Origin of the sequence: Desulfovibrio sp. DV (assembly GCF_001936595.1) — a bacterium.
Classification (GTDB): domain Bacteria; phylum Desulfobacterota; class Desulfovibrionia; order Desulfovibrionales; family Desulfovibrionaceae; genus Solidesulfovibrio.
In genome coordinates this window covers 16383-30278 of record NZ_MLBG01000052.1, presented here as the reverse complement: position 1 = coordinate 30278, position 13896 = coordinate 16383, and the positions used below count along the sequence as shown (strand labels likewise).

Here is a 13896-nt window from a genome sequence, read left to right as displayed (position 1 = left end):
GGGAGCAACGGCTTTGTGGCTTTTGTCGTGATTTTACGGCCTTTCCCGGGCGAACCGGTTTGTTGGAATTGGGGCCGCCGTGCTCCCCGCGCTTCGCGGGGAGTGTCGGCGGCCCCAATTCCAACAAACCATGCGGCAAAGCCGCCAAGCGCTCCCGCGCCAACAGTCTTCCCACCCTCCCACACCCGCAACAGTCCCTTACCCCGTCCAGCACCATGCGCCCCCATCCAGGGGGTCCGGGGGGGGATGATCCCCCCCGGCGGGGTCTGGGGCAGCGCCCCAGTTCTTATTCCCCTGGCCCTGTGGCCAGAATGCGGCGCAGGGTGTCTTTGGTGACGTCGAGTTCGCGGCAGGCGGCCATGGTTTTGCCGTCGTGCCTTGCCAGGGCGGCTTTGGCGGCGTGGTATTTGGCGGCGCGCATGGTGGTGGGTGTGGCTTGTGGGGTTTCGGGGTTATGGGATTTGGGCAGCAGGTAATCGGGCAGGTGTTCGGGGGTGATGCGGCCGGCCGGGCAGAGGATGAAGGCGTATTCCAGGATATTTTGCAATTCGCGGACGTTGCCGGGGAAGGTATGGCGCACGAGCAGCCGCATGGCGTTGTCGGAGAGGCTGGTGACGGCTTTTTGGGTGAGCAGGTTTTGGCGTTCGATGAAGGTGGCGGCCAGGAGCGGGATATCTTCCGGGCGTTCGCGCAGCGGGGGCAGGGCGATGCGGGCGATGCTCAGGCGGTAGAACAGGTCGCGGCGGAAGGAGCCGGTTGTGGCCATGGTTTCGAGGTCGCGGTTGGTGGCGGCGACGATGCGGGCGTTGGTGGTGCTGGAGGTGTCGGAGCCAAGCGGTTCGAAGGTGTGTTCCTGGAGGACGCGCAGGAGTTTGACTTGGAGGGCCAGCGGCAGTTCGCCCACTTCGTCGAGGAACAGGGTTCCGTTTTGGGCCAGGGCGAAGCGGCCTTTGCGGTCGGATTTGGCGTCGGTAAACGCCCCGCGTTTGTGGCCGAAGAGTTCCGATTCGAGGAGTTCGCCGGGGATGGCCCCGCAGTTGACGGCCACGAACGGGCCTTTGGCGGCCGGGCTGAGCGTATGGATGGCCCGGGCGAAGAGTTCCTTGCCGGTGCCGGATTCGCCAAGGAGCAGCACGGTGGAGCCGGATTCGGCGATGCGCGGCAACAGTTCCAGGGAGCGGGCCAGGGTTTTGTTTTTGGTGACGATATCTTCGAGGGTGCACACGCCTTCGAGTTCTTTGCGCAGCCGGCTGATGTCTGAGATGTCGCGGAAGGTTTCGACGCCGCCGACGATGCGGCCGGTGGCGTCGCGCAGCGGGGCGGCGCTGATGCTGACCGGGACTTTGGTGCCGTCGGGGCGTACGATGAAGATGGACTGATTTTGCAAAGTGGTGTCCTTTGCGATGCAGTGGCCGAGGGCGCAGGCTCCGTCGCAAAGGCTTGAGTGGAAAACTTCCCAGCATTTGCGGCCCAGGGCTTTTTCCGGGGCAAGGCCGGCGATGGCGCCGGCGGCGCGATTGAAAAAGGTGATGGTGAAATCGGTGTCGACGGTGAACACGCCGTCGGCCAGGGATTCCATGATGGATTCGCAGGGGATGTCGCGGGGGAGCGCCATATCGGGAGTACCGCCTTTGGGCCGGGGTGGGATGCCGTTGTAACCGAGGCCGACCCTGGTGTCCAAGGCGCGGGAACCAATTGACTTTTCAGTGTGGTGGTTTGATAGAGGGTGATCGGGCGGCCCGGGACGGGTTGCCGGGGGAGGGTGCGCATGGCTGATGACACGCCCATGCTGATGATTGGAACACCGGCCTACAGTGGCCAGGTGACGGTGCATTATATGCGTTCGCTGGTCTCGTGCGTCGGTTTTCTGGAGCGTCAGGGCATCAAGACCGGGATGCTGACTCCTGCCCAGGAGAGCCTTATTCCCAGGGCGCGCAATCTGATTGCCAACGAGTTTTTGCGGCTCAAAGAATACACGCATCTGCTTTTTATCGACGCCGACATCGGGTTTACGCCGGAATTGCCGCTGAAGTACCTGGAAGCCGACAAGGATGTGGTGTGTGGCATTTATCCGGTCAAGTATCTCGACATCGACAAGTTGCGCATGGTGGACCGCAAGGCGCTCTCCAGGGTGGCGGCGGCGGCGGCCATGCATTACGCGGTCAAGCTCAAGCCCGGGGGCCGGCCCGAGCCGGTGACCGGGCTGTTGCCGGTGGAGTATGGGGCCACGGGTTTTATGATGATCAAGCGCGAGGTGCTCGTGCGTATGGCCGAGGCCTATCCGGAACTGGCCTATGACTATTCCCACACCAACGACGACAACATCAACAACGTGGCTTTTTTCGACACGGGCATCGACACCGAGCGGCGCGAATATCTGCCTGAGGATTATGCCTTTTGCAAACGCTGGACCGACATCGGCGGTGAGATTTTCGCCGACGTGCACAGTGTGTTCACCCATGTCGGTTCCTTTGAGTACACGGGCAATTTTACGGCCTTCCTGACCCATCTGGGCGGTGGGGCGCAGGATGAAGCGGACGTTTGATTGGCAGTGCTCCCGGGGCAGTCCCGGGTGGGTGTTCGGAACGGCTTGGGCATATGGCCCCGCCGGCCGGCCGGGCCGGTCATGCTGATGCACAAGGAGAATTCCCATGCAGAAGGTGTTTTTTCTGGTGTCTTGCGGCCCGGACGAACAGTCCAAGGCCACCCGGGCCTTTCAGTTTGCCAAGCTGGCGGCCGAGCGGGGATCGCTGGCCGGCATCTTGCTCGTGGATGACGCGGTGTATCTGGCCAAGCCCGAGATCGCCGACCGGGTGCGGGCGGTGACCGGCGATTCGTTGGCCGATCATGCCGGCTGGTTGCGCGAGCACGTCTCAGGCCTGCCGTTTTTGGTCTGCAAGCCGTGCTGCCAGGCCCGGGGGGTGACGGTTGACGACCTCGATCCGCTGTGGGTGCTGGGCACGGGCGGCGCGGCCATGGACGTGCTGATCCAGGACGGGGTGACCACGCTGTCCTTTTAGACCGTTTTTGCAGGCACGGCGGGGGCGGTGGCGGCAGGCCGCGCGGCCACGGCCGTTTTCCAGCCTGCGCCATGTTCTTCCCTGACGGACTGTCTGTCGGGAGCATCCTTTCTGCCTTGTTGTGGAGCCGGCCCTGGGCCGGCTCCACTTTTTTGGGGTTGTTTTGCTCAAAAGAGCAAATTGTCGCCCCGGCCTCTTGACCCGGGGCCGGGGCGTCTTATTTGCTCGTATGAGCATTACGAAGGAGTCGATCATGCCGAGACAGCGCGGTTTGCGCCGGGTGGCCGGGGTACCTGCCGCAGCCTATTTCAAGCCCCAGGGAACACCGCTTCGCGGCATGGGGGAGATCATCCTGGCCGTGGAAGGCCTTGAGGCGTTGCGGCTGGCTGATCTTGAGGGGCTTTCGACCGAAGCGGCGGCGGCGCACATGGCTGTGTCGCGCCACACCTTCGGCCGGGTGCTGGCCGAGGCCAGACAGACAGTGGCCCGGGCCCTGGTCGGCGGGCTGGCCCTTCGCATCGAGGGCGGCAATTATCGATTGGCCGGCGACGGGCCGGCGGCAACAGCCAATACAGAGGAGCGCCCCCTGCTCGACGGGAGTTCCCCGGCAGACGCGGCGCAGGAGGATCAGGCTATGAAAGGACAAGGACAATGCGGGCGCGGCAGCGGCCAGGGCGGCAGACAGGGCCGGGGCCAGGGCAGCGGCCAGGGCCTGGGCCAGGGTATGGGCCAGGGCCGGGGCCGGGGCCAGGGAAATGGAACCGGACCGGGCCAGGGTCGCGGCCAGGGGCGCGGGCGCAGCCAGACCGGCGGCCCGGGACAAGGCGGCCTGCGCCAGGACGGTCCGGGTGGCCAGGGAAGCACAACGCCGGGCGGCCAGCCATCGGCGACGGCCCCCGAGGCGCTTGGCGCGGACAGCCCGTGTCCGGCCTGCGGCGCGCTGGTGCCGGCCGGGGAGGCCTGCCCGGCCTGCGGTGCGGCCCGGGTCTAGGAATTCCGGAAAACACAAGTAAAAACGCTCCCCGGAAATGTGGAAGGAACCTGCTCTCGGCGGGTTCCTTTCTTTTTTGTCGCAGTATTGCCGGCCTTTTGCTGCAGCAGGGCTGGCGGCGTTCTTGCCGTTTCTGTCGCAGCCGGGGCAGCGATTTGAGGCATTGGGAATTGACGACTCTGGAAAATCACGGCAACGATGTCTGATGCTGCAAATCCATTCCCGCGAGGCCACCGATGACGCCGACTCTGCGCCGCACCTTCGCCCTGTTTGCCTGTCTGCTGTTTGCCCTGGCCTGCGCTGCTGCGGCAACGGGGGTGGCCAGTTCATGGACCGTTGAAAAACGCCGGGGAGCATTGGTCAAAACGGTCGGGAAAGTACAACGGGAGCTTCTGGCCGAGACCAGTGAAAGCCGGGTCATGGGCGCGACCATCCTGCTTGGCCTGATTCAGCCCACGGTCAAGCTGGCCGTGACCGGCAATCTGCTGTCGGAAAACGACAGCAGCGAAATCCACAACGTCCTGGAACCGCTGCGGCGGCAGTTTGAAGCCAGCGGCACCTATCTTATAGGCGCTGACGGCATTATCCGCATCCACGATACGGACAACGCCTCGTCGGTCGGCCTCAATGTGGGCTTTCGTCCCTATTTCAAGCTGGCCATGGCCGGCCAGGCCAATGTCTACGCCGCCGTGGGCAGCCAGACCAATGAGCGGGGCCTGTACTACGCCGCCCCGGTCCATGCCGGGCCGCTGCGATCCTCGGCGGTCATCGGCGTGGTGGTCACCAAGCTGCCGGCCGATTTCCTCGACGGGATGCTGGCCGGGTCCGGCCGGGAGGCCATGCTGCTAAGCCCCGGCGGCGTGGTCTTTGCCGCGACCAACCGCGACTGGCTCTACGCCATGGCCCCGCCTATCACCGACCAGCGCCTGGAGACCGTGCGGCAGCAGCGCCGTTTCGGCCGGGTCTTCGACACGGTCCGGCCCGCCCCGCTGCCCTTTGCCACCACGGATGAGACGGTCGAGTATGACGGCAGGCAATGGTCGCTGGCAACCGCCAGCCTTGATTGGGATGATCCGGCCGGGGATTGGACCCTGGTGGTCATTGAGGACATGGCTTTATGGTTTCCCGCCTCCGAGCGGATGCTGACGGCCGCTCTGGCCGGACTGGCCGGTCTGCTGGCCGCGCTGCTTTTTTGGGCCGTGGCCGTCGGCAGGCGGCGTCGCGTCCGGGCCGCCGCCCGTTTCCGGACCCTGGGGGTGGCCCTGGAGGTCAGTCCGCTGGCGGTGGTCATCACCGACGCAGCCATGGCCATCGAATGGGCCAATCCGCAATTTGAGCGCACCACCCAATACGCCCTGGCCGAGGCCAGGGGGCGCAATCCCAATATCCTGGCCAGCGGCCACACCCCGGCCGAGACCTATGACGCCATGCGCCGCGCCCTGGGGGCCGGCCAGCCCTGGAGCGGTGAATTCATCAACCGGCGCAAGGACGGGTCCACCTACTACGCCCGGGTGGCCATCTCGCCGGTTGCCGACGCCGCCGGCAAGCTCCTGGGCTATGTCGGCCTCCAGGAGGACGTCAGCGAATACAAGCAGCTTTTAAGCCGGCTGGAGTCCCAGTTGCGGCTCGGGGACGGGCTTCAATCCTTTGCCGAGTCCCTGGCCAATGAGTTTTCCCCGGAACTGCTGGCCCGCAAGGGCCTGGACGAGCTGGTCCGTTTTTTGTCTGCGCCCTACGGCGCGGTCCATGCCTGCCGGGGAGGGGCCTGCCCGCAGGTGCTGGCCCGGTTTGGCGGCAACTGGCAGGCCGCTGCCGCACCGCCCTCCGATCTGCCCCTGGTGGCCGACGTGGTGGCCTCGGGCCGGCCCATGACCCTGCGCCAACTGCCCGAGACAGCGGTTGCGGCCCTGGCCGGCGGCACGGCCCGGCTGACCGAAATCCGCATCCTGCCTCTGGGCGACGGGCAGGCCTGCGTGGGAGCCCTGGAGCTTGGACTGTTGCGCGAGCTCTCCGAGGAGGAAGAGCGCTATCTCGACAAGGCCTGTTCCGAGCTGGCCCTGGCCCTGGCCCTGGCTTTGGATGTCACCGAGCGTCTGGCCGCCCAGAAGGCCCTGGCCGACCAGCTGGCCTTCCAGCGGGTGCTGCTCGACACCATCCCCAATCCGGTTTTCTACAAAGGGGCGGACACCCGGTTTATCGGCTTCAACCGGGCTTATGAAGAGACCTTTGCCGTGCATCGGGAGGAACTGGTCGGCAAGCGGGTGATTGATCTCAAATATCTGCCCGAGGCCGACCGTATCGCCTACCAGCGCGAGGACGAGGCCATGATCGCCACGACCGGCTCGGTGCGAAAGGAAATGCGCATTCCCTTTGCCGACGGCGAGATGCACGAGACGCTGTATTATGTGGCCGGGTTTCGCCGGGCCGACGGCACTCCCGGCGGACTGGTCGGCACCTTCGTGGACATAAGCGAGCAGAAGGAAACCGAACGGGCCCTGGCCGCAGCCAAGGAGGCGGCGGTCGAGGCCACCTTGCTCAAATCCGATTTCCTGGCCAACATGAGCCATGAAATCCGAACCCCCATGAACGCCATTGTGGGCATGGCCCATCTGGCCATGAAGACCGACCTGACCCCCCGCCAGCGCGACTACCTGACCAAGATCCGTCTTTCCAGCCAGCATCTGCTCGGCATCATCAACGACATCCTGGATTTCTCCAAGATCGAGGCCGGCAAGCTCAGCATCGAGAACGTCGATTTCGACCTGGCCTCGGTGCTCGAAAACGTGGCCACCCTCATTCGGGAAAAGGCCGAAGCCAAGGGCCTGGAACTCATTTTCGACGTGGCGGCCGATGTGCCCCAGATCCTGGTTGGCGATCCGTTGCGCCTGGGCCAGATCCTGATCAACTACGCCAATAATGCCGTCAAGTTCACCGAGAAGGGCGAAATCGACATCCGGGTGCGCCTGACCAGCGAGGACGTGTCCGAGGCCGAGCTCAGTTTCGAGGTCCGGGACACCGGCATCGGGCTGAGTGAAGACCAGATCGAGCGGCTGTTCCAGAGTTTTTCCCAGGCCGACACCTCCACCACCCGCAAATACGGCGGCACGGGCCTGGGGCTGGCCATTTCCCAGCGTCTGGCCGCCCTCATGCGCGGCACAGTGGGGGTGCGCTCGGCCCCGGGGGAGGGCTCGACCTTCTGGTTCACGGTACGCCTGGGCAAAAGCAGCAAACGCCGGCGCGTCCTTCTGCCCGACCCGGACCTGCGCGGCCGGCATATCCTGGTTGTGGACGACAACGAGAACGCCCGGGCGGTCCTCTCCGAGATGCTGGCCTCCATGAGCTTTGCCGTGGCTGCCGTCCCGGGCGGCCGGGAGGCGCTGGACGCCGTCAAGGCCCGGCAGGCCCAGGGCGAGCCCTTTGACGTGGTTTTTCTCGACTGGCAGATGCCGGACATGGACGGCATCGAGACGGCCGTTCAAATAAAGGCCCTCGACCTGTCGCCGCCGCCCCATCTGATCATGGTCACGGCCTATGGCCGCGAAGAGGTGATTCGGGCGGCCGAGGGAGCCGGCATCGAGGACGTGCTGCTCAAACCCGTCACCAACTCCCTGCTCTTTGACACGGTCATGCGCTCGCTGGGCGCTTTTCGCGAGGAGCCGGATGCTGCGGCCCGGGCCGACCGTCCGCTGACCGGGCCGGTGCCTGTCGGCCACGGGGCGCGGCTGCTTGTGGTCGAGGACAACGAGATCAACCAGCAGGTGGCGGTGGAGCTGCTCACCGATGCCGGCTATGCCGTGGATGTTGCGGACAACGGCGAAATTGCCCTGGCCATGGTGCAGCGCGATTCCTACGCCCTGGTCCTTATGGACATGCAGATGCCGGTCATGGACGGTCTGGCCGCCACCCTCGCCATCCGCAAGCTCCCCGGCTTTGCCGGACTGCCCATCGTGGCCATGACCGCCAACGCCATGCAGCAGGACCGCGACAAATGCCGGGCTGTGGGCATGAACGGGTTTCTGGCCAAGCCCATTGATCCGGACGAATTGCTGGAGACGGTGGCGGCCCTCATTCCCGGCACTGCGGCCGGCCAGACGGCCAGGGCGCCGGATGCTGCGGCGGTTGCGGCCCTGGCCGCCCGTCTCCCCGGCCTCGATGTGGCGGCCGGACTGTCGCGGGTAGGGGGCAATGTGGCGCTTTACCGCAAACTGCTTGGCAAGATGGCCCGGGATTTCCCGGCCATTCCCGGCAGTATCCGGGCGGCGCTTGGGGCGGGCGAGTATCGCACGGCCGAGATTGCCGCCCATTCGGTCAAAGGGGCGGCCGGCAACATCGGCGCAACCGGCCTGGAACAGGCGGCCGCCGCCCTGGAAAAGTCCCTGCGCGACGCTGACGCGCCGGAGAGTGGGCAGCGGCTGCCGGCCTTCGAGGCCGCCCTGGGTGACTTCGTGGCTGCCGTGGCGTCGCTGGAGCCGGCCCCGGCGGCCGGCCCGCCCGACGCCGCAGCCGGCCCTGGGCCGGTTACGGCCGCTGCGGATGCGCCGGTGCCGGGGGCCGAGGCTCTGGCCGGCGGCCGGCCAGGCGGTCCGGCCGCCTGCTCGCCGGAGTTCTATGCCGCCCTGCGCGCCTTGACGCCGCATCTGGCCGCGCGAAAGCCCAGGCCCTGTGCCAAGGCCATGGAGAAACTGGCAGCCCTGGCCTGCACACCCCCGGTCAGGGAGCGTCTTGAGGCCGTGTCCCGGCTCATTACCGGTTACAAGTTCGCCCAGGCCCAGGAGGCCGTTGCCGCGCTCCTGGCCGAGGAAGGGGGGAGCCGCCATGAACACCCTTGAGGCCGCTTTGGTCCTTGTCGTTGACGACGTGGAGACCAACATCGACATTCTGGTCGAAACATTGGGCGACGCCTATGACGTGGCCGTGGCCATGGACGGGCCGTCGGCCCTGGAGCTGGCCGCAGCCCAGAAGCCCGGCCTGATTCTGCTCGACATCATGATGCCGGGCATGGACGGCTACGAAGTCTGCCGCCGGCTGGCCGCCGATCCGGCCACGGCCGGCATCCCGGTGATCTTTTTAACGGCCATGACCGACGTGGCCGACAAGGCCCGGGGCTTTGCCCTCGGGGCCGTGGACTACGTAACCAAGCCCTTTGAGCCGCTGGAAATCCAGGCCCGGGTCCGCACCCATCTGGCCCTGACCCAGGCCCGCCACGAACTGGCCCGGCAAAACGAGATTCTTGAGGCCAAGGTGCGCGAACGCACCCGCGAGCTGGCTGTCACCCAGGAGGCCATCATCGAGGCCATGGCCTGTCTGGCCGAATACCGCGACCCGGAAACCGGCGGCCATATCAAGCGCACGAAAAACTATATGCGCCTTTTGGCCAGCACGCTGCGCGGCCATCCCCGGTTTTGCCGTTACCTGACCGATGAGACCATCGAACTCCTGTACAAGTCGGCGCCCCTGCACGACATCGGCAAGGTCGGGGTGCGCGACGACATCCTGCTCAAACCCGGGCGGCTTAACGCCGAGGAATTTGCCGTCATGCGCCGCCATCCGGCTTACGGCCGAGCCGCCATCCAGGCCGCTTCGGCCAAGCTTGGCCCCAACTCCTTCCTGGAACTGGCCGAGGAAATCGCCTACACCCATCAGGAACGCTACGACGGCACCGGCTATCCCCAGGGTCTGGCCGGCGAGGCCATCCCCATTCCCGGCCGCCTCATGGCCCTGGCCGATGTCTACGATGCCCTGATCAGCCGGCGCGTGTACAAGGAACCCTTCACCCACGCCCAGGCCGTGGCCTTCATCCTGGATGGACGGGGAAGTCATTTCGATCCCGATATGGTAGACGCCTTCATGGCTGTCCAGGAGGCCATACGGCAAATCGCCCTGGAATTTGCCGATCACGACGATGAACGCCAGGCGCTGGAGCATCCCTATGTGGCCTGAAAGCAACCAAACGGTGATCGATATGGTGCGAAACGCCAAGCAGACCATTCTGATCGTGGACGACGTCGAGACGGATCTCGATACGCTGGTGGGGACGCTTGGGGATGACTACGACATCGCCGTAGCCCTGGACGGCCCGTCCGCCCTGGAGACCCTGCAAACCCAGCTGCCGGATCTGGTCCTGCTCGACATCCTCATGCCGGGTATGGACGGATACGAGGTCTGCCGCCGGCTCAAGGCCGATCCGGCCACCCGGGCCATTCCGGTCATCTTCCTCACCGCCCTGACCGAGATTCAGGACAAGGTCACGGGCTTTTCCCTGGGGGCTGTGGACTATATCACCAAGCCCTTCGACACACTGGAGGTCAAGGCCCGGGTGACCACCCACCTGGCCCTCAAGGCGGCCATGGAGCGCCTGGAACGGCAAAACCAGACCCTGGCCGAGGCGGCCAAGCTGCGCGAGGATGTGGAGTACATCACCCACCACGACCTCAAAGGGCCGCTCAATGCCATTATTTCCCTGCCCCAGCTCATGCTCGCGGCCGACAACCTGACCGGGGAGCAGCGCGACTACCTGGAAAGCATTGAGCAGTCCGGCTATAAAATGCTCAATATGATCAACCTGTCCCTGGACCTGCTCAAGATGGAGCAGGGACGCTACGAGCTGTCGGCCTCGGCCGTGGACATTTTGCGGGTGGCGCGCAAGGTGGCGGCGGAGTTTGCCTGGCTGCGCACGGCGCGCAAGGTTTCCATGGCCTTTTTCCTGTACGGTGCGCCGGTCGGCGAAAACAGCGCCTTTGCGGTCATCGGCGAGGACCTGCTCTGCTACTGCCTGTTGTCCAACCTCATTAAAAACGCCATCGAGCATTCCCCGCCCGGGGGGCAGGTGACCTTTGCCGTCCAGATTGCGGCCATCGGCAGCTGCGAACTGCGCATCACCAACAGCGGAGAAACGGCCCGCGAGATCCGGGAGCAGTTTTTCGATAAATACGCCACCTTTGGCAAGGCCGGCGGCACGGGCCTTGGCACCTATTCGGCCCGGCTCATGGCCCGCACCATGCAGGGCGACCTGACCCTGGACACCTCGGTGCCCGGCGCGACGACCCTGGTGCTGCGCCTGCCGTGCCCCTAGTGTCGCGTTCCCGCAGCGTCTGTCTCCGGCATGGCAAGGCAATGAGCTGAATACTGAGGTATCCCTTTACCGCGACGAGCCGTTGTTGCAGGGGCGCGACATGCCTGCCGGATCCATATCCCTCCCGGTCAATACCCAGGATTCGGGTATTCTTCGATTGTATCCAATACAGGCGTTTTATTTAATCAGCCCGGCCCCGTTACCGGGGGTTCGAACCGGACGACCTGTGCCGGGCAGGTTGTCACGGTTCCAGACAACGACGGCCTGATCGTCGACAGCCCATGGCGGCCGGAAACGCTGGCTTGCCCCGCAAGCGGCCCAGGCCCGGCGTGGCAGCCTGTCGGCCCGGCGCAAACTTTTTTTGGCCTGCCTTCGTGTTCTGACTATGATGGCGGGCGGCAATCGGTTATGGAGACTTGACTGCCATGTCTTTGTCATGACGTACCAGTGCCAAGGAGTAGCATTGCTGTGAAGCATTATTCAAAGATCACCTGGGCGGTGTATATCACGCTGGCCTTGTGTCTACATGTCTATACAATATATTATGTAAATCTTCGCTATGGGGCCAATTGGGCCTTGGTAGTACTTTTTCTTCCTGGAATTTCCCAGCTTGTTTTGTGCTTTGTGACGGTGGTTGTGACGGATTCATTCTTCAATCGTTATACAAATATACTGTATTCGAGCATAATTGTCTTTTCGGCTGTGCGGTTTGTTTTTGAAGATATGCATACGGCGTTGCTCGATAAAAAATATCGATCGGAAAATAAACAGGAAGAGGACGGCAGGCTGTCAGAAGCCGTCGAATGTGCCGAGCGCGAAGACTACAGGCGAGCGTGCAGAATTTTTTTGAAGATCTACAAAGAGAATTCTCTGGATACCACGGCCTGTTTTGGGGTCGGCGTTTGTCTGGTCAAGCTGGGGAAAGAGCAGCTTGGACTTGACTATATCAAGAAAGCTGCATTTCAGGGCAATGCCGAAGCGCGAAAATATCTCCGCGAGGCCGGCGGGAGCCGGCCCAAGGAAATGCTGTACGCCGTGTGACGCCTGCCTGTCCCCGGGGCGGGGCTGATGCCCGGTCTGCCGCCCGGACTGAGCCGGAGGCCCTGGCCGGGCGTTGCGGCGAGGACGGCGGGAGGGGCTTCAGGATGCCAACGAGCGCAGACCATCTGGCTGGCCTGCTTCCTGACGCAGGGGCCTGCCGTTTTTTTCGGGCCTGCCGGCCAGGGTGCCAGCCCGGGCAGCCCCGGCCGGGGAGAGGCTTTCCCCGGGCGATGATGAAATAATGGTTGACAGCAACAGCCATCACGTCCAACCTTTTTCATACTTCCCGCCGTCATTTTTCAAACCCAGTCAATTATTCCACGCAGGCACATCCCAAGGCATATTCATTTTAACAATGAATTTTGCTTGTTATGAAGGAGGAAAAGCCATGCAAACGCAGATATTGGATCCCGTCGAGCTGACAGATTGCAGTACGAAAATTTTCGATGCCAGCGGCATCAGATTTGAGGAGACGATTGCCGCCGACTTGTGGCGAAAAGTCATGGACCACAAGTGGATATTGTCCGAGAAACTCGGCCGGGACGTGGGCTTCCGGGCCGCCTGCATTGATTTTCTGGACAACTTCGAGGCGGGCCAGGACCCGCACCTGGGGCGTCAGGCCGACCTGCTCGGCGAAATGGGGGCCCAGTACATCGACCGGGATATCTGGAAAACCATCTCTGATTCCCAGCCGCCCAAGCAGCTCGTCCAGAAACGAATCATCCGGCCGCTCAAGGAAGAGAACCTGTCGAAAAAGCACGGCGTGGTCATTCCCAAGGCCATTGTCTTCTTCGGCCCTCCCGGCACGGGAAAAACCCATTTCGTCAAAGCCATGGCCGGGATTCTTGGCTGGTGGTTCATCGAGATCGCTCCCAGCATGCTCATGGCCGAGGGCGTGGACAGAATCGGCGCCAACCTGCGCGCCACCATGGAAAAGGCCCGCCGGCTCGAGGAAGCCGTCATCTTCATTGACGAGTTCGAGGAACTTGCCGCCAGCCGGGACGAGGCCGACCGCATCGACCGGTCGATTACCAACGAGTTTCTCAAGCAGGTCCCCCTGCTCAAGAGCCAGGCCAACAAGGTGCTGTTGGTGTGCGCCACCAACTATGTCCGCCAACTGGACACGGCCTTGCTGCGTCCCGGGCGCTTTGACTGCATCATCCCGGTGGGATTCCTTGATGACGACGGACGCCGGACCATTCTGGAATACCACAATGCCCGGATCAATGTCGGGGATATCGACCTGGATCTCATTGTCCAAAAGACGCGGTATTTCACTCCGGCCGACCTGGAACACCTCTATCAGCTCATTGCCCAGTACGCCTTTGACCGGGAATACGAGACCGGAAAGGACTTCGCGGTGACCACGGAATGCATCCTGGAGAAGATCGGCCTGGTCCGTCCCTCCCTGACCGACGAGGTTATGACCCAGTTCCAGGAGGATGTTCAGACCTATTCACGGTATTGAGGCCGGAGCCCGGGCGGCATTTGCCGTCTCGGCGGATTGGATGCGCCAACGAAAAAAGGAGCCAGACGTTTGTCTGGCTCCCTGAATTATCTGGCTCCCCGGGACGGACTCGAACCGCCAACCTAGTGATTAACAGTCACCCGCTCTGCCAATTGAGCTACCGGGGATCAGCAAGGCGAGGAAGGCATTTATCCCTATCCCGCCGACCCGTCAAGGGTGTTTTTTGCAGTCCGCGAAAAAAAACGGCTGTTTCACCTGGCGGCCATGCCCTGGCCTCCGGGGCGGGGCAAAAGCTTTCCCTCGC

The 13896-nt window shown here is 63.7% G+C and carries 9 protein-coding genes and 1 tRNA gene; 8 read left to right on the top strand and 2 right to left on the bottom strand.

Going from position 1 to position 13896, the window contains the following annotated elements; translation table 11 throughout:
* Nucleotides 1-286: 286 nt before the first annotated feature.
* Nucleotides 287-1615 carry a sigma-54-dependent Fis family transcriptional regulator gene (locus DVDV_RS12555; protein WP_075354995.1) on the bottom strand — a complete coding sequence of 443 codons (1329 nt, stop codon included), beginning with the start codon at nucleotides 1613-1615 and terminating at the stop codon, nucleotides 287-289.
* A 153-nt stretch (nucleotides 1616-1768) separates the two neighbouring features.
* On the opposite strand from DVDV_RS12555, the gene DVDV_RS12550 reads away from it, so the two are divergent.
* The 8 genes from DVDV_RS12550 to DVDV_RS12515 all read left to right on the top strand — a co-directional run bounded on the left by DVDV_RS12550 (nucleotide 1769) and on the right by DVDV_RS12515 (nucleotide 13592).
* Complete coding sequence (locus DVDV_RS12550; RefSeq protein ID WP_083634771.1) at nucleotides 1769-2545, top strand: hypothetical protein; 777 nt, start codon at nucleotides 1769-1771, stop codon at nucleotides 2543-2545.
* 106 nt (nucleotides 2546-2651) lie between these two features.
* Nucleotides 2652-3020: a DsrE family protein gene (locus DVDV_RS12545; protein ID WP_075354994.1), complete on the top strand. Its 369-nt coding sequence runs from the start codon at nucleotides 2652-2654 to the stop codon at nucleotides 3018-3020.
* 253 nt (nucleotides 3021-3273) lie between these two features.
* On the top strand, nucleotides 3274-4011 hold the full coding sequence (locus DVDV_RS12540) for a DUF134 domain-containing protein (RefSeq protein WP_075354993.1): 738 nt from the start codon (nucleotides 3274-3276) through the stop codon (nucleotides 4009-4011).
* Nucleotides 4012-4247: 236 nt separating this feature from the next.
* Nucleotides 4248-8840, top strand: a complete 4593-nt coding sequence (locus DVDV_RS12535; RefSeq protein ID WP_075354992.1) for a response regulator — start codon at nucleotides 4248-4250, stop codon at nucleotides 8838-8840.
* Nucleotides 8827-9951 carry a two-component system response regulator gene (locus DVDV_RS12530; RefSeq protein ID WP_075354991.1) on the top strand — a complete coding sequence of 375 codons (1125 nt, stop codon included), beginning with the start codon at nucleotides 8827-8829 and terminating at the stop codon, nucleotides 9949-9951. Before DVDV_RS12535 ends, DVDV_RS12530 begins: the two co-directional genes overlap by 14 nt.
* A complete protein-coding gene (locus DVDV_RS12525; RefSeq protein WP_075354990.1) occupies nucleotides 9941-11083 on the top strand; it encodes a hybrid sensor histidine kinase/response regulator in 1143 nt (380 codons plus the stop codon). The genes DVDV_RS12530 and DVDV_RS12525 overlap by 11 nt, the downstream gene beginning before the upstream one ends.
* Before the next feature lie 468 nt (nucleotides 11084-11551).
* Nucleotides 11552-12124, top strand: a complete 573-nt coding sequence (locus tag DVDV_RS12520) for a hypothetical protein (RefSeq protein WP_075354989.1) — start codon at nucleotides 11552-11554, stop codon at nucleotides 12122-12124.
* Between the two features lie 388 nt (nucleotides 12125-12512).
* Nucleotides 12513-13592 (top strand): ATP-binding protein, encoded by a 1080-nt coding sequence (locus DVDV_RS12515; protein WP_075354988.1) that lies wholly within the window; start codon nucleotides 12513-12515, stop codon nucleotides 13590-13592.
* Nucleotides 13593-13683: 91 nt separating this feature from the next.
* Here the strand turns inward: DVDV_RS12515 and DVDV_RS12510 are convergent.
* Nucleotides 13684-13759, bottom strand: a tRNA-Asn gene (locus DVDV_RS12510).
* Between the last annotated feature and the right edge of the window lie 137 nt (nucleotides 13760-13896).